This is a genomic window from Enterobacter cloacae complex sp. I3 (assembly GCF_014896175.1).
Lineage (GTDB): Bacteria > Pseudomonadota > Gammaproteobacteria > Enterobacterales > Enterobacteriaceae > Enterobacter > Enterobacter bugandensis.
Genome location: NZ_JADBQZ010000001.1, coordinates 20,034 through 35,870 on the forward strand (window position 1 = coordinate 20,034; position 15,837 = coordinate 35,870).

Consider the following 15,837-nt stretch of genomic DNA (forward strand, 5'->3'; position numbering starts at 1 on the left):
ATTATGAAGACACATCCACAGTACGAACCCTGGCTGCAGGGCATGCTCATCATCGCGAAGCACTACCGGCTGGACTTTTCGGTGGAGCACGTTCGGGTCACGATTAACCATGAAAGTCAGTCTCCGCGCCAGCTGGTGCTGGAGGAGATGGCGCGCCAGCTAGGGCTGGGAATGCGCGTGGCGACGGATGCAACATCTCTCGATCCGTGGCGCCTGCCGCTGCTGGCGGAATTCACTGGCGGTCAAATCGCGGTCATTAACCGCATGGACAACGAAGGCAACGTCAGCCTGCAGTTCAGCGGCGACGGCGGGCTGGAGACGACGCTAACGCGGGACGCGCTCGGCTCACGGTTGAAAACGCTGCTGGTACTGCGCCCGCTTGAGTCCACGCCGGATGCCCGCGTGGACGACTACATCAAACCGTATGAGAAAAACTGGTTCTGGCAGCTGGCGCTGAAGGACTGGCGCCGCTACAGCGACATCATGCTGGTGGCGCTGGTCGCTAACGTGCTGGCGCTCTCCGGCATGGTCTTCTCCATGCAGGTGTACGACAGGGTGGTGCCGTCGCAGTCGGAGGCCACGCTGTGGGTACTGTTTGGCGGCGTCATGCTAGCCATCGTGTTTGAATTCATCATGCGCATGCTGCGCGTGCATATTTCGGACGTGGTGGGGAAACGCGCCGACCTGCGCATCTCAGAACGCGTCTTTGCCCACGCGCTGCGGATTAAAAACGGGGCGCGCTCCAAATCAACCGGATCGTTTATCGCCCAGATCCGCGAGCTGGAGTCGGTGCGCGAGCTCATCACCTCGACCACCATTGCGGCGATCTCCGATCTGCCGTTCTTCCTGCTGTTCGTCTTTATTCTGTGGATGATTGGCGGCCCACTGGTGCTGGTGGTCCTGCTCGCCGTGCCGCTGCTGCTTATTCCGGGCCTGCTGGTGCAGCGCCCGCTGGGGAAACTCTCCAGCGAAGGGATGCGTGAATCCGCCATTCGTAACGCGACGCTGGTGGAGGCGGTGCAAGGTATTGAAGACATCAAGCTGATGCGCGCCGAGCAGCGTTTCCAGAACCAGTGGAACAACACCAACGACGTGGCCGCCAGCGTCGGCATGAAGCAGCGCTGGCTGACGGGGCTGCTGTTGACCTGGACCCAGGAGGTGCAGTCCATCGTCTATGCGGTAGTCCTGCTGGTGGGCTGTTACCTGGTCATCAGCGGCGACATGACCACCGGTGCGCTGGTGGGAACCTCGATTCTGGCATCGCGTACCATCGCGCCGCTGTCGCAGATCTCTGGCGTGCTCTCGCGCTGGCAGTCGGCAAAAGTGGCCCGCAAGGGGCTGGACGACCTGATGCAGCGCCCGATTGACGATCCCCAGCACGGCAAGAAGGTGCATAAAGCGCACCTGCGCGGGGATTACCGGCTGGAAGACGTCGGCTTCTACTATGACGAAGAAGAGAAACTCACCGTGCTGAACATCAGCAAACTGCACATTCGCGCCGGTGAGCGCGTGGCGGTGCTCGGGCGTAATGGTTCGGGGAAAAGCACCTTGCTGCATTTGCTGGCCGGAATGCAGGAGCCGCAGCAGGGGAGCATTCTGCTGGACGATATTGCTCTCAATCATCTGGACCCGGCCGACCTGCGTCGTGACATGCAGCTGCTTAGCCAGCAGGCGCGGCTGTTCTTTGGCTCCGTGCGGGACAATATCCTGATGGGGAACCCGCTTGCCACCGACGATGAAATTCATCAGGCGCTGGTCAATAGCGGCGCGCTGGAGTACGTGCGTAAGCAGAAAATGGGGCTGAACACCATCATCAACGAGGGCGGAACGGGCCTCTCCGGCGGACAGCGTCAGGCGCTGCTGCTGGCGCGCGCGCTGATCACTGCCCCGAATATCCTGCTGCTGGATGAGCCTACCGCCTGGCTGGACGAGATGAGCGAGAAGCAGTTTATTCAGCATCTTCACAAATGGCTGGGCAAGCGCCGGACGCTGGTGGTGGCAACGCATCGCCTGCCGATTCTGGATTTGGTCGACCGCATTATTGTGCTGGAAAACGGCAAGGTGGTGATGGACGGCCCGCGCGACGCGATCCTGCATCAGCACGGGCTGGCGCCGCAAAAGGCGGCACAGCGCACCGTGACCATGAAGCCGGCGGCTGTAGCAGAGGAGGGTGCGGCATGAACGATTTCTCCCGTTATAACAGCCGTCTGAAAGAGCCGCGCCTGCCGCGATCCTCGCTGGTGGCATGGTCGCTGTTCGCCCTGCTGGCGGTGTTTATCGCATGGGCGAGCCTGTTCCAGCTGGACGAAGTCACGACCGGCAGCGGCAAGGTGATACCGTCCTCCCATGAGCAGGTGATTCAGTCCCTGGAAGGGGGGATTATCCACAGCCTGCTGGTTCGCGAAGGCGATATCGTTGAGCGCGGTCAGCAGCTGGCACAGCTTGACCGGACTAAAACCGAGTCCAGCGTGCTGGAGAGCGAGTCTCGTCTGAACGCGGCGCTGGCAACGGCTGCGCGACTGAAGGCCGAAGTTAACGACACGGAACTCGCGTTTCCCGAGGAGCTGGACGATGACGTTGAGCTGGTCAAACAGGAAACGGCGCTCTATCAGTCCCGTCGCGAGAGCCTTGAAAAAGGGCTGGCCGGCTTACGTCAGGGCGCCGAGCTGGTGCAGCGCGAGCTGTCGTTGACCCGTCCGCTGGTGACCCAGGGGGCGGCCAGCAAGGTTGAGGTGTTACGTCTTGAGCGTCAAAAAAATGAGCTTGAGAATAAAATCACCGAGATGAAAAATCAGTATTACGTCCGCGCCCGCGAAGAGCTGGCGAAAGCTAACGCGGAGATTGAAGCCCAGCGTTCGGTGATGAAAGGGCGTGAGGACTCCCTGACCCGGCTGACCTTCAACGCGCCGGTGCGTGGGATTGTGAAGGATATTGACGTGACGACCGTGGGCGGCGTTATTCCCCCGAACGGCAAGCTGATGAGCCTGGTCCCGCTGGACGACCAGATGGTGGTTGAGGCGAAAATCTCGCCGCGCGATGTCGCGTTTATCCACCCCGGCCAGAAAGCACTGGTGAAAATTACGGCCTATGACTACTCCATCTATGGCGGGCTGGAGGGCGAGGTGACCATGATTTCGCCGGACACCCTGCAGGACGAGGTGAAAAGAGATGTCTACTACTACCGCGTCTATATCCGCACCGACAGTAACCACCTGACCAATAAGCAGGGCAAAGACTTTCCGGTCTTTCCAGGGATGATTGCAACGGTAGATATTAAAACCGGCAGCAAAACCATCCTGGATTATCTGTTGAAACCGCTGAACAAGGCAAAAGAGGCGCTGCGCGAAAGATAAAGATTGGCGTTCGGGATACCGAACGCCATTTGTATTATACCGTTGACGTTACGTTGTTTGGGTGGCGTCGCTCCTTCGGCACCACGTTAATGTAATGAGTAACATAGGCGAAATATAATCCGGCATAGTTTTCGACCAGTTCGAAAAACGCCGGATACACCGACAGGCGACCGTCACCGCGATCTTTAAGATAACCTGCCTCATGCGCCGATTTGATAATCCGGTTGACGTGGATCCGGGAGACAAAGAATTCTTTAGCGAGCGTGCTGGCGGAGTATTGAATAACCGCGCCGTGGGCGGATTTGTTTTTTATGGCCTGCAGGTAAAGATACAGCATAATCATGCGGCCTCCATCCTTATCAATAAATAACCCCACTTCCGGTAAAACTTTTCTGAACGTTAATCCCCGAAAAAGATATTCTGCCGCGCGGCGGAAGAAATTATTTCTCAATGTGTCATTATCCAGCAGGTTAACATCAATATTAAACGTCGGGTAAAGAATGCTGACGGGTAAAAATGCACCGGACATATAGCGTTTGAGTTCATTCAATCCTTTTTCGGTTGGGGCAATTCTCGTTTTTCGCCGGTCTTCCGTACAGCGCCAGGTCCTGATGCGTCCCGTGGTTCTGAGTAACGTAATGATCGCAATAACGCTGTTGGGGCTGGCTATTTTATAGCGGGAACATAACTCTTTTATCTCTGAGACGGATTCGGCCTGATTGCCAAATATAAAACAACACATGGAAAGAATAATGTTAAACCGTGATTCCTGAAGCATTGTCTTGTAGAACAAGGGTTGTTTTTTGTAGATGGCGTCATTGATTGTGTAGTGCTCTAATATTGCCTCACTAAACCGCGGGTTGCTTTTTATAACATCCCTTCGATGTAGCAAGGCCCTGGATGAGATGTGATTATCCATAGCATTTTTCTCGTATTTGATGAGCCGATAGATGAAGTATCCAGCCTTCTTTTTCGGAATTTTCATTATACCTGAGAAAAAGTGGCTTGCGGTCGGTATTTTAAAAGAAATATAGAGTTATATTTATGCGTGGAAAAGGGTGATTAACGCAAAGATGTTACAGTGCATGGCGTTGATAACAGTATCTTAACCTGATGGTGTATTGTAAAATTATTATACACACCGCTGTTGGTTTACATACTCATAATAATAATGGCGCTTTCGTGCCCAGGAGCAGGTTATGACCCACCAAATTTCTCTCAGGAATGATGCGCGCAACGAGCAAAGATTTGTCATTTCAACTTGCGGCTTTACGTTTCAGGGATATCACCTGCTGCTCAAAAAACACGGCATAGAGACTGCGCATATTCACTTTGATGGAGATGCGTTATCTGATCCTGACAAGGAAAATATCCTTATTCATCAAAACGCTCACATCGTAGTGTTCCTGGGAAAAGGTACGGTAGCTCTCCTGGAGAGCCTGACGCGACTGGCATCCGTACTCAATGCACTTCCTGTTATTCGTCGTGTTACCCTGTATGGTGATATACCGGACAGCTGGCTGTATCGAACCCTGGGTAGTCTTCTAAATAACAGTCATCAATTATCATTGATTCGCATAGCCAGCGTATCTGATGTAATATCCTGTTTCCACACCCACAATTATGGCTTTAAGGACCGCTCGCGCTTATTACGCGATTACTATCTGGACTGTTCTTCGTCAGAAAAACTCAAATGGCTGACAAGAAGAGAGGTTGATGTTTTATTGAACTTCTATCGCGGCATGTCTATAAAAGACCTGTGCGACAAACTGAGGCTTTCTAATAAAACGGTTTACACCCATCGTAAAGAAGGTCTGCAGAAATTACATTGTATCAAGCGATGGTTGAATGAACCGCGCAATGTAAAAGTGGAAAGGCGGATTAAAAACCAAAATCAAAGAGTGGACTTCACGGATAAAGAAGCGGAAGTTTTTAATGCGCTGGTGAAAAGGGAGATATTCCCCGCCTACCAGATCATTACCGATCGTGACAAGAAAGGAGTGGGGTTTGAGATACTTATTCGCTGGAATAAGAACGGTAAAATAGTCAAGCCAGCCCGTTTTCTGAATAATATCGCTAATTATGAAGTATGGCTAAAGATTACGGCTATGGTGATCCACGCCGCCGTGTCCGGGATTAATAAATATAACGGTAAATTCTATTTTTCCGTTAATATACCGCCTCGCCTGGCGTCCGGGAACGCGCTGCCAGAGATGGCCAGGAAAGCCATCGGCATGCTGCTTAACCCCCAGTGGGCAGAAAAGCTGGTCTTTGAATTCGCGGAAGATATTGATGTAACGAAAGATAAAAGCATCCCAGAAACCATGCGGCACCTGCGTAAAACGGGGTGCAAACTGTTTCTTGACGACTGCTTCTCAAGCCATCATGCCATGTTCCCCGTGAGGCAGGTGCATTTTGATGGGCTGAAACTGGATCGGGACATCGTCGATCATTTTGTGGCGAACGACAACGATTATAATCTGATTAAAGCGATACAGATTTACAGCGACATGACCGGAACAGCTTGCATTGCAGAGGGCGTTGACAGTGAGGAGAAGTTTGAAAAATTAGTCGAGCTTGGTGTGAAAAACTTTCAGGGATATTATCTCTCTCGCGCCGTGAAAGAGGAGGAATTAGACCGCATGGTGAGATTGTTCAGCTAAAAAATAAAGCCCCGAAGGGCCTTGTTTATTTGCGCCCCAGCAACAGGCCAAGCACAATACCGACCGCACCCGCGGCGATAAGACCGGTGAGCGGGTTATTTCTGACCGCTTCAGTCACGTCAGAGACAGCATCGCTGGCCTGTGCGGCATATTTTTTCGCAGCGCCTTTTACCTGATGCTTCGGTGAATCAACGAATTCACCGAACTGCTGCTGGGCTGAACCTGAAAGTTCATCAAATTTATTTTTTGCTTTGTCTTCAGCAAACTGGGTGTTTTTATCAGTACCGAAATCAGACATTTTTGCCTCCTTTTGTTGATAGTTAAAGGATAGCCTCTCTTTGAAAAGATGAGAGGCGGAACGCTAAATTTCGGAGGGAATTGGCCGGTTTTCGGATATATCTACACCAGAAGAGGCCGTTATTTTTCGTTCTCATCATGGCCGTAATACAGTTTGCCAATGCGGATAAGCGGGCGGCCCTGAGACTTGCGGTGCAGGTTGCTGTCCCGAAGGGAATACACGCAGCCGCAATATTCCTGCTGGTAAAACTGTTCCCGCTTGCTGATCTCAATCATGCGTGATGAGCCGCCCTGTTTGCGCCAGTTGTAGTCCCAGTAGACCATCCCCGGATAGCGCGCTGCCGCACGCTGGCCGCAGTCATTGATCTGCTGCATATTCTTCCAGCGAGAGATCCCCAGCGAGCTGCTGATAACGCTGAAACCATTTTCCGCCGCGTAGAGCGCCGTACGCTCGAAGCGCATATCGAAGCACATGGTGCAGCGGACGCCGCGCTCGGGCTCCCACTCCATGCCTTTTGCACGCTCGAACCAGTTATCGGTATCGTAATCGGCATCAACAAACGGCACGCCGTGTTTTTCTGCAAAACGAATGTTTTCTTCCTTACGGATGAGGTATTCCTTTTGCGGATGGATGTTGGGGTTATAGAAGAAAATGGTGTAGTCAATGCCCGAGGCCTGAATAGCTTCCATGACTTCACCGGAGCAGGGGGCGCAGCAGGAGTGCAGCAGAAGTTTATCGGCGCCGTTTGGCAGGGTGAGCTGCGGGCGGATGAAGGGGGTTGTACTCATGATGTTCTACAATATGTTAATGAAATTTATGGAATTGTAGCACAAGTTATTAATGTCTTCAGACAGTACTGGCGGGAATCGAGGATCCGCCTGGTCGGGATCCTCGCGCTGAGCGGTGCCGCTATTCGGCAAATTTGAGCAGCGCTTCGCCGTCAAGACGGTAGCGCACCCATTCGGACTGCGGCAGCGCGCCAATGCTGAGATAAAAATCGATGGCGGGCTGGTTCCAGTCCAGCACGCTCCATTCAAGGCGGCCACATTGCCGTTTTACCGCGAGTTGAGCGATATGTTTCAGCAGCGCTCTGCCTGCGCCTTTACCGCGGTAGTCCGGGGAAATGTACAGGTCTTCCATATAAATCCCGTTGCGTCCAAGCCAGGTCGAATAGCTGGTGAAGAACACGGCATAGCCGGCGATCCTGCCGTCAAACTCAGCGATCAACGCCTCGGTTTTACTGCCCGCACCAAAGAGGGTTTCCCGGATCTCGTCCGGCGTGGTTACGACCTCTTCGGGGGCTTTTTCATATACCGCCAGCTCATAGATCATGGCGTAAATAGCCGCTGCATCTTCGGGACGGGCCTGACGAAGGGTTATGCTCATTGTTTTTCCTGTTATTTGCACGGTTCGCGATTGATGGCGTTAAGCATACGGAGTATTGTCCGAAGAATTAAGTGCAATGAAATCAACAAATGATGAATATTATGCATCCGGCGCTGAGACGTCTTGATTTAAACCTGCTGCCCGTTTTTGACGCCATTTACCGCCACCGTTCTGTTCGCCTCGCAGCCGACGAGCTGGCGATGAGCACCTCGGCGCTGAGCCATGCGCTGTCGCGTCTGCGCACGGCCCTTAACGATCCGCTCTTTTTTCGGGAAGGGCATCGTATGTCCCCCAGCGTGTACGCCTCTCAGCTTGCGCCTTCTATTGCTTCCGCATTGTCGTTCCTTAATCAGGAGCTGACCCCGCAGCCGGAGTTTGACGCCGCCAGCAGTACCGAAAGCTTGCAAATTGGGATTACGGATTTTACCGCGCTATGTATTTTTCCCGCTCTGATGCACAAGCTGCAGACTGCTGCCCCGGGCTTGCGTTTCGAATTGCGCTATCTGCCGCACAGCCCGGCGCTGACGGAGCTGCTGGCGGGCGAGGTAGATCTGGCGCTGGGTTTCAGCACCGAGGACGATATCCGCCATCCGGAACTGGAAGAGATCGGCTGGTTTGAGGATGAGTATGTGGTTATCAGCAACGCAAGCCGGACCCGGCTAACGCTGGAGGATTATCTCGCGGCCCGACACCTGGTGGTGACGCCGTGGAATGAAAAGCAGGGCGTCCTGGACGTGCGGCTCGAGCAGCTGGGCTATACGCGGCACATTGCGATCAAAACGCCGTCGATGCTGAGCGCGCCATTTATCGTTGCGGAAAGCGACCTGCTGATGGCCATTCCTCGTTACGCCGCCGAGAAGCTGGTTGCGGCGGCGGAACTGAGGATTTTTGCCTTGCCGTTCTCTATTCCCAAATTTGAGGTGAAAATTTACTCGCATAAGCGCAGCGGCCAGCGGGGGGCGACCCGATGGCTTCAGGAGGAGCTGCAAATGCTGGCGCAAGATGGCAGGGGGATGAGTGCCGGATAAGCTCAGCGCGATCTAGATTTCACGTTAAAAGTAAGTTTACATATGTAAGATAACTCATATACCATACCCCCCTATAGTATCAGGAGGGCATATGCCGCACTCACCCGAAGATAAAAAACGTATTCTTACCCGCGTCCGCCGCATTCGGGGCCAGGTTGATGCCCTTGAACGCGCGCTGGAGTCGGGCGACCCCTGTCTGGCCATCCTGCAGCAAATTGCCGCCGTGCGCGGCGCTGCCAATGGCCTGATGGGCGAAATGGTTGAAATACATCTCAAAGACGAGCTGGTGACGGGAGACACAACGCCGGATCAGCGAGCCGTACGCATGGCGGAAGTCGGCCATTTGCTGCGCTCTTATCTAAAATAAATCCACACACCTGACAAAAAGGGAAGACATGATGAAATCTCGCGCAGCTGTTGCATTTGGCCCCGGCCAGCCGCTGAAAATCGTCGACATCGACGTCGCACCGCCGAAAAAAGGCGAAGTGCTGATCAAAATCACCCATACCGGCGTGTGCCATACCGATGCATTTACCCTCTCCGGTGACGATCCGGAAGGCGTCTTCCCGGCGGTGCTGGGTCATGAAGGCGGCGGGATTGTGGTGGAAGTGGGCGAGGGCGTGACCAGCCTGAAGCCAGGCGATCACGTTATCCCGCTGTACACGGCGGAATGCGGCGAGTGTAAGTTCTGTAAATCCGGTAAAACTAACCTCTGCCAGGCCGTGCGCGCCACTCAGGGGAAAGGGCTGATGCCGGACGGCACCACCCGTTTCTCCTACAACGGTGAGCCAATCTATCACTACATGGGTACCAGCACCTTCAGCGAATACACCGTTTGCGCGGAGATCTCGCTGGCGAAGGTCAACCCGCAGGCGCCGCTGGATAAAGTCTGCCTGCTGGGCTGTGGCGTAACCACCGGCATTGGCGCGGTGCATAACACGGCAAAAGTCAAAGAGGGCGACACCGTGGCGGTGTTTGGTCTCGGCGGCATTGGTCTGGCGGTGATTCAGGGCGCGGTGCAGGCGAAGGCCGGGCGTATCATCGCGGTCGATACCAACCCGGAAAAATTCAAGCTGGCGGGTGAAATGGGCGCGACCGATTTCGTGAACCCGAAAGATCACGAGAAACCGATTCAGGACGTCATCGTTGAGATGACCGACGGCGGCGTGGACTTCAGCTTCGAGTGTATCGGCAACGTCAACGTAATGCGTTCTGCGCTGGAATGCTGCCACAAGGGCTGGGGTGAGAGCATCATCATCGGCGTGGCCGGGGCAGGACAGGAGATCAAAACCCGTCCATTCCAGCTGGTGACCGGACGCGTCTGGCGCGGCTCCGCCTTTGGCGGCGTGAAGGGGCGTACCCAGCTTCCCGGCATGGTGGAAGACGCGATGGTCGGTAAAATACAGCTCGACCCGTTCATCACCCACCGTTTGCCGCTGGAGCAGATCAACGAGGCGTTCGATCTGATGCACGAAGGAAAATCCATCCGCACCGTCATTCATTTCGGCGACAAGTAACTCTTCTGCCAGCGGTTTTTAGCCGCTGGCATTTCTTTAATAATCTTCTCTAAAGTGTGACCAGTGCGGCGTTTTTAGCCGTAATCTAAATCTCTGCCGTGCCGATGACTATCTAACAGGCGTGTTTTTGCGCATCTTACCTATAAGAGAGTCGACGGTCATGGACAACACTTCTTCGATGCAGGCGCAGCGCAAGCTGAGCTTCCTGCATCACATCAGGCTGGTTCCGCTGTTTTCCTCCATTCTCGGTGGCATTATTCTGCTGTTTGCCTTGAGTTCGGGTCTGGCGGGGTATTTCCTGCTACAGGCGGACAACGATCAGCAGGACGTTACGTCCGAAATTCAGGTGCGTATGGGGCTGTCGAACAGCTCAAACCATCTGCGCACCGCGCGTATCAATATGATCCACGCCGGCGCGGCAAGCCGTATCGCGGAGATGGAGGCCATGAAGCAGAACATCCGTGAGGCGGAAACGCGCATTAAGCAATCCCAGGATAGCTTTACCGCCTATATGCATCGTTCCGTCCGTAGCGCTGCGGACGAAGCGCTGGATGCAGACCTGAAGGCACGCTACGACGCCTATATTGCGGGCCTCCAGCCGATGGTCAAATTTGCCAAAAACGGCATGTTCGAGGCGATCATCAACCACGAAAATGAGACCGCGCGCCCGCTGGACGATGCTTACAACGCCGTTCTGCTGAAGGCGATTAAGATCCGCACCGACCGCGCCAATGCGCTGACGGCGCAGGCGCACAGCCGCACGCAGCTGGGTCTGATGTTTATGGTGGGCGCGTTTGCGCTGGCGCTGGCGCTGACCGCGATGACCTTCGTCGTGCTGCGCCGCACGGTCATTAATCCGCTCCAGCGTGCAGCGAAACGTATCGAGAATATCGCCAAAGGCGACCTGACGATGCCGGACGACGTGGCCGGACGCAGCGAAATTGGCCGCCTGACGCGCGATCTGCAAACCATGCAGCACTCCCTTGAAACAACGGTCGGCACCGTCCGTCAGGGAGCGGAGGAGATCTACCGGGGTACCAGCGAGATCTCTGCCGGTAACACCGATCTCTCATCACGCACCGAGCAGCAGGCCGCGGCGATTGAGCAGACTGCCGCCAGCATGGAGCAGCTGACCGCGACGGTGAAGCAGAACGCCGATAACGCCCATCATGCCAGCAAGCTGGCGGAAGATGCCTCCGGGAAAGCCAGCCGCGGCGGCCAGATGGTCTCCGGTGTGGTGAAAACTATGGGCAATATCTCAAGCAGTTCGAAGAAAATCTCTGAGATTACCGCGGTGATCAACAGCATCGCCTTCCAGACCAATATCCTGGCGCTTAACGCGGCGGTAGAAGCGGCGCGGGCGGGCGAGCAGGGACGCGGGTTCGCCGTGGTGGCCAGTGAAGTTCGTACCCTTGCAAGCCGCAGCGCCAACGCCGCAAAAGAGATCGAAAGCCTGATCAACGAATCGGTCTCGCTGATAGACCAGGGTTCCGGTGAAGTCGTTGCCGCAGGCAATACCATGAATGAGATCGTCGAGGCGGTGAAGCGCGTCACCGACATTATGCTGGAGATTGCCGCCGCGTCTGACGAGCAGAGCCGCGGTATCGTGCAGGTCAGCCAGGCTATTTCGGAGATGGATAAAGTGACTCAGCAGAACGCCTCGCTGGTGGAAGAGGCCTCCGCGGCGGCCGCGTCGCTGGAAGAACAGGGCGCGCGTCTGACAGAGGCGGTCGGGGCGTTTCGTCTGAGCGGCAAGGCTCAGGGGCGTACTCAACAGCAGAACTCTGCGGCAGTAAAACCTGCCGCACTACGTCCGGCGGTAGCGCATAACGGTGATAACTGGGAAACGTTCTGAGTCGCCGGCCGTGTCGGGTGGCGCTTCGTTTACCCGGCCGACAAAAAAGGGACCTTTCGGTCCCTTTTTTCATCCGTTACTGCTTATCGGGTAACGCGTACGCGATAACGTAATCACCGCGATCCGGCGACTGGCGAGCGCCCCCGGCGTTAATGACGATGTACTGCTTACCGGTTTTCGGCGAGACGTAGGTCATCGGGCCGGACTGGCTGCCGACCGGCAGGCGGTCCTTCCAGATCTCTTTCCCGGTGGCGGTATCAAACGCGCGCAGGTAGAAATCCTGGGTGCCGGCGAAGAACAGCAGGCCGGACTGGGTTGACAGCGACGCGCCCAGCGTTGGCATCCCGATTGGGATTGGCATGTGCATGCGAATGCCCAGCGGGCCGGTATCTTCCACGGTACCAACCGGTACCTGCCACACCAGCTTGCCGGTTTTCAGGTCAACGGCCGACATGGTTCCGAACGGCGGCTTCTGGCACGGAATGCCCAGCGGCGACAGGAAGCGTTCGCGCATTGCGCCGAACGGCGTGCCGTCCATCGGGACAATCCCCATCTCAATGCCGCTGGCGTTTTTCGCCACGTTCGCGCGCGGTACCATGTAGTTTGCCAGCCCCAGACGCATATCGTTGACGAACATCAGGCTGTTGTTCGGGTCAACGGAGACGCTGCCCCAGTTCATCCCGCCGAGCGAGCCGGGGAACTGCAGGGAACGGTCGAGACCCGGCGGGGTGAAGACGCCCTGATGACGCATCTCTTTAAACTGAATGCGGCACAGAAGCAGGTCGACAGGCGTCGCCCCCCACATGTCGGACTCAGTTAACGTCTGGTTGCCAATCATCGGCATGCCCACGGAGTACGGCTGGGTCGGAGAGTAGCGTTCACCTTCAACGTTACCCGCCGGAACTGGACGTTCCTCGACCTTCGCCACCGGCTTGCCGGTTTCACGGTTGAGCATAAAGATCATGCCCTGCTTGCTGGTCTGGACCAGTACAGGCGTGGTGCCGCCTTTGCCGTCCGGCAGGTCGTACAGCAGCGGCTGGGAAGGCAGGTCGAAATCCCACAGGTCGTGGTGGGTGGTCTGGAAATGCCAGCGTACCTGTCCGGTGGCCGCGTCGACGGCGACGATGGAGGAACTGTACTTATCGTCCAGCGCGGTACGCTCGCCTGCCCAGAAGTCTGGCGTGGCGTTGCCGGTTGGCAGGTAGATCAGGTTCAGCTTAGCGTCGTAAGACATTGCAGACCAGACGTTCGGCGTGCCGCGCGTGTAGGTCTGGCCTTCCGGCGGCAGGCCGGTCAGGTTCGGATTACCCGGATCCCACGCCCAGGCGAGCTTACCGGTGTGAACGTCGTAGGCGCGCACCACGCCCGGCGGCTCCCCGGTGGAGAAGTTATCCGCGACGCGACCGCCGACGACAACGACGTTTCCGGCCACCAGCGGCGTGGAGGTCTGCTGATAATAGCCCGGCTTGATTTCGCCCATGCCAACGCTCAGGTCAACGGTGCCATGGTCGCCAAAGTCGTCGCAGAGCTTGCCATTATCCGCGTTGATGGCAATCAGACGGGCATCGGTGGTAGGCAGGAACAGGCGGCGAGGGCATGCCGCTGGAGACGTCCCGGTCTGTGACGCTGTCACGTTTGCATGATCTTCAAAGTAGCCCAGACCACGGCAACGCTGCCAGTTCGGCGCGGTGGCTTTCGAATCATAACGCCATTTTTCTTTACCTGAATCCACATCCAGCGCCAGCACTTTACTGTACGGGGTACAGACAAAGAGCGTGTCGCCAATTTGCAGCGGCGTGTTCTGATCTTCCGCGCCGGAGCCGTTGCTCTGCGGAATATCCCCGGTGTGCGCCACCCAGGCGACTTTCAGATCGCTGATGTTTTGCTTGTTAATCTGGTCCAGCGCGGCGAAGCGGTCGCCGTGGGTGGTGTTGCCCCAGTGTTCCCAGTTTTTCTGCTGTTCGCCGGGAGCAACGGGTTTCACCGGAACGAGCTCGTTCGCCGCCACGAGGGTTTGCGGCTTAAACATCCAGCCGAGGCTGACCAGCATCGCCAGTGCGAGAACCGCCGCAACGCCATAAGCCGGGGCTTTATTCGCTGCGCCGCGGTTTGCCGCGCGCAGGAAAGGCCAGACGATGGCGCAGAGGAAGGCCAGTACGGCGAAGGTGAACAGGCGCGAGAATAGCGGCCAGAAATCCCAGCCCGCATCGCTTACCGCCCAGAACAGCGAGGCAATAAACGCGATGCCGTAAAGCACGATCCCGCTGCTGCGATTGAGGAAAATCAGTAGCGCGGCAATGACCATCACCACGCCCATTATCACGAAGTAAAAACTTCCGCCTACGGCGGCGAGCTTGAAGCCCAACCCGCCGACCGCCAGACCGATGAGCAACATCAGTCCGGCAAGGAGCCACTGCAAAATACGAGGTATCCCGCGCGGCGCGCTGCCAAATGCCATTTCTGTCTCCTTTGAATCTCTCCGCATTGCCGGGTATGTACCATATGGATAATAAAGGCGGGGAGAGTAATGATTAAAACGAGTGAATTCTTTTTTATATAACGATTAACGAACCAAATGGTGAATCCGTCGTTATGATAAAACTGTTAATTTGTTTTACGCAATTGTTAATGGATCATTCCGCATTATTTGATTAACGCACAGCCCAGTTCCCTCTCCCACAGGGAGAGGGAACTGGGTGAGGGGTGAAGGGAATCAGACAGGCATAGATTTACGGATAGCGCTCAGCAGCGTTTGTGCGCCCGTGGAAAGGGGAGTATCTACCCGGGTCAAAATACCGATGGGTTCACCCGCACCCGGGGAGGCGATCGGCAGGGCGGTCAGCGTGCCCTTACGCAAATCATCTTTTACCGCACCGGAGGGGACGAACCAGACGTAGTCATAATCCAGGGTAAGCTGGCGCGAAAGAGAAGCCGAAAGCGTTTCGATGCACCCTGAGGGTAGCGTACACCCCTGCATCTGCAGCAAGGTTTCGGCGGCCTGGCGCGGGACGGTCCCTTTCGGGCAAACCACCACCGGCCACTCCATCACCCGGCTTAACGTCACCGTGTCCTGCAGCAGGGGATGATCGGGTCGAACCACCAGCTTCAGGGATTCCAGGAACAGCAGTTCATAATTGAGACCGCCCATCAGCTCGGGGTCGGACATTCGACCGATACCGAGATCAAGCTCACCCGATTTCAGCCCCGCGAGCAGCATGGTGTTATTCATGGTGGCAACCTGAATAGTGGTATTTCGCTGCTGCTTATGGAACTGACCAATAACGGGCGGTAGGATCCCCAGCGCCGCGGTTGGCAGGGCGCCGACGCGCACCACCTCGCTGGTCTGCTCTTCTTTTCGGTGCAGGGACTGGCCTGCGGTGTTGAGCGCATCCAGCACCTTCACGGCGTGCGTCAGGAACTGTTCGCCCACCAGAGTCAGCTGTGCCCCCAGCCGACCGCGGTCAAATAGACGGGCGCCGGTCAGCTGTTCTAGCTCGTTAAGGGTTTTCGAGAGCGCGGGCTGGCTCAGGTTAAGAGTTTCAGCCGCGCGCCCCAGCGTTCCCTGTTGAGCGACGGCCACAAATGTATGCAAATGGCGCAAGCGTATGCGCTGACTGAACAGACCATTTTTTTCCATAGGCGATGTTAAAAACAGAGCGATGCGGGTGACAAGTTAAGTTGTTTAATTTTGATAACTTGATAGCAAAATATTTTTAACATTTGATCTGTTTGAGTTA

13 protein-coding genes are annotated in these 15,837 nt (G+C 55.8%); 7 read left to right on the forward strand and 6 right to left on the reverse strand.

Annotated features, from left to right (window positions below; genetic code table 11):
* Positions 1 to 3: 3 nt before the first annotated feature.
* Together IM271_RS00015 and IM271_RS00020 are read left to right on the forward strand one after the other, a co-directional pair.
* Positions 4 to 2,181 carry a type I secretion system permease/ATPase gene (locus IM271_RS00015; protein WP_193051931.1) on the forward strand — a complete coding sequence of 726 codons (2,178 nt, stop codon included), beginning with the start codon at positions 4 to 6 and terminating at the stop codon, positions 2,179 to 2,181.
* A complete protein-coding gene (locus IM271_RS00020) occupies positions 2,178 to 3,353 on the forward strand; it encodes an HlyD family type I secretion periplasmic adaptor subunit (protein WP_028013086.1) in 1,176 nt (391 codons plus the stop codon). Before IM271_RS00015 ends, IM271_RS00020 begins: the two co-directional genes overlap by 4 nt.
* Positions 3,354 to 3,387: 34 nt before the next feature.
* On the opposite strand, the gene IM271_RS00025 is transcribed toward IM271_RS00020, so the two are convergent.
* Complete coding sequence (locus tag IM271_RS00025) at positions 3,388 to 4,272, reverse strand: hypothetical protein (RefSeq protein WP_028013087.1); 885 nt, start codon at positions 4,270 to 4,272, stop codon at positions 3,388 to 3,390.
* Positions 4,273 to 4,552: 280 nt separating this feature from the next.
* Here IM271_RS00025 and IM271_RS00030 point away from each other — a divergent pair, with 280 nt between their 5' ends.
* Positions 4,553 to 6,016, forward strand: a complete 1,464-nt coding sequence (locus IM271_RS00030) for an EAL domain-containing protein (protein WP_193051932.1) — start codon at positions 4,553 to 4,555, stop codon at positions 6,014 to 6,016.
* Positions 6,017 to 6,041: 25 nt separating this feature from the next.
* Here the strand turns inward: IM271_RS00030 and IM271_RS00035 are convergent, their stop codons facing one another.
* The 3 genes from IM271_RS00035 to IM271_RS00045 all read right to left on the reverse strand — a co-directional run bounded on the left by IM271_RS00035 (position 6,042) and on the right by IM271_RS00045 (position 7,700).
* Entirely contained in the window at positions 6,042 to 6,314 is a 273-nt protein-coding gene (locus IM271_RS00035) for a YqjD family protein (RefSeq protein ID WP_028013089.1), read from the reverse strand.
* Between the two features lie 119 nt (positions 6,315 to 6,433).
* A complete protein-coding gene (locus IM271_RS00040) occupies positions 6,434 to 7,102 on the reverse strand; it encodes an epoxyqueuosine reductase QueH (protein ID WP_059357517.1) in 669 nt (222 codons plus the stop codon).
* Positions 7,103 to 7,223: 121 nt separating this feature from the next.
* Positions 7,224 to 7,700, reverse strand: coding sequence for a GNAT family N-acetyltransferase (locus IM271_RS00045; protein WP_045260478.1), 477 nt, complete (start codon positions 7,698 to 7,700; stop codon positions 7,224 to 7,226).
* An 89-nt stretch (positions 7,701 to 7,789) separates the two neighbouring features.
* Between IM271_RS00045 and IM271_RS00050 the strand changes: the two genes are divergently transcribed.
* From IM271_RS00050 to IM271_RS00065, 4 genes are all read left to right on the forward strand, one after another.
* Positions 7,790 to 8,728 (forward strand): LysR family transcriptional regulator, encoded by a 939-nt coding sequence (locus IM271_RS00050; protein ID WP_192971046.1) that lies wholly within the window; start codon positions 7,790 to 7,792, stop codon positions 8,726 to 8,728.
* 91 nt (positions 8,729 to 8,819) lie between these two features.
* A complete protein-coding gene (locus tag IM271_RS00055) occupies positions 8,820 to 9,095 on the forward strand; it encodes a metal/formaldehyde-sensitive transcriptional repressor (RefSeq protein ID WP_028013093.1) in 276 nt (91 codons plus the stop codon).
* Positions 9,096 to 9,126: 31 nt separating this feature from the next.
* Complete coding sequence (locus IM271_RS00060) at positions 9,127 to 10,245, forward strand: S-(hydroxymethyl)glutathione dehydrogenase/class III alcohol dehydrogenase (RefSeq protein WP_041910069.1); 1,119 nt, start codon at positions 9,127 to 9,129, stop codon at positions 10,243 to 10,245.
* 160 nt (positions 10,246 to 10,405) lie between these two features.
* Entirely contained in the window at positions 10,406 to 12,100 is a 1,695-nt protein-coding gene (locus IM271_RS00065; protein WP_192971047.1) for a methyl-accepting chemotaxis protein, read from the forward strand.
* A gap of 76 nt (positions 12,101 to 12,176) precedes the next feature.
* Here IM271_RS00065 and IM271_RS00070 read toward each other — a convergent pair whose 3' ends face one another.
* Positions 12,177 to 14,558 (reverse strand): glucose/quinate/shikimate family membrane-bound PQQ-dependent dehydrogenase, encoded by a 2,382-nt coding sequence (locus tag IM271_RS00070; RefSeq protein WP_192971048.1) that lies wholly within the window; start codon positions 14,556 to 14,558, stop codon positions 12,177 to 12,179.
* 255 nt (positions 14,559 to 14,813) lie between these two features.
* On the reverse strand, positions 14,814 to 15,737 hold the full coding sequence (locus IM271_RS00075; RefSeq protein ID WP_192971049.1) for a LysR substrate-binding domain-containing protein: 924 nt from the start codon (positions 15,735 to 15,737) through the stop codon (positions 14,814 to 14,816).
* Positions 15,738 to 15,837: the final 100 nt, after the last annotated feature.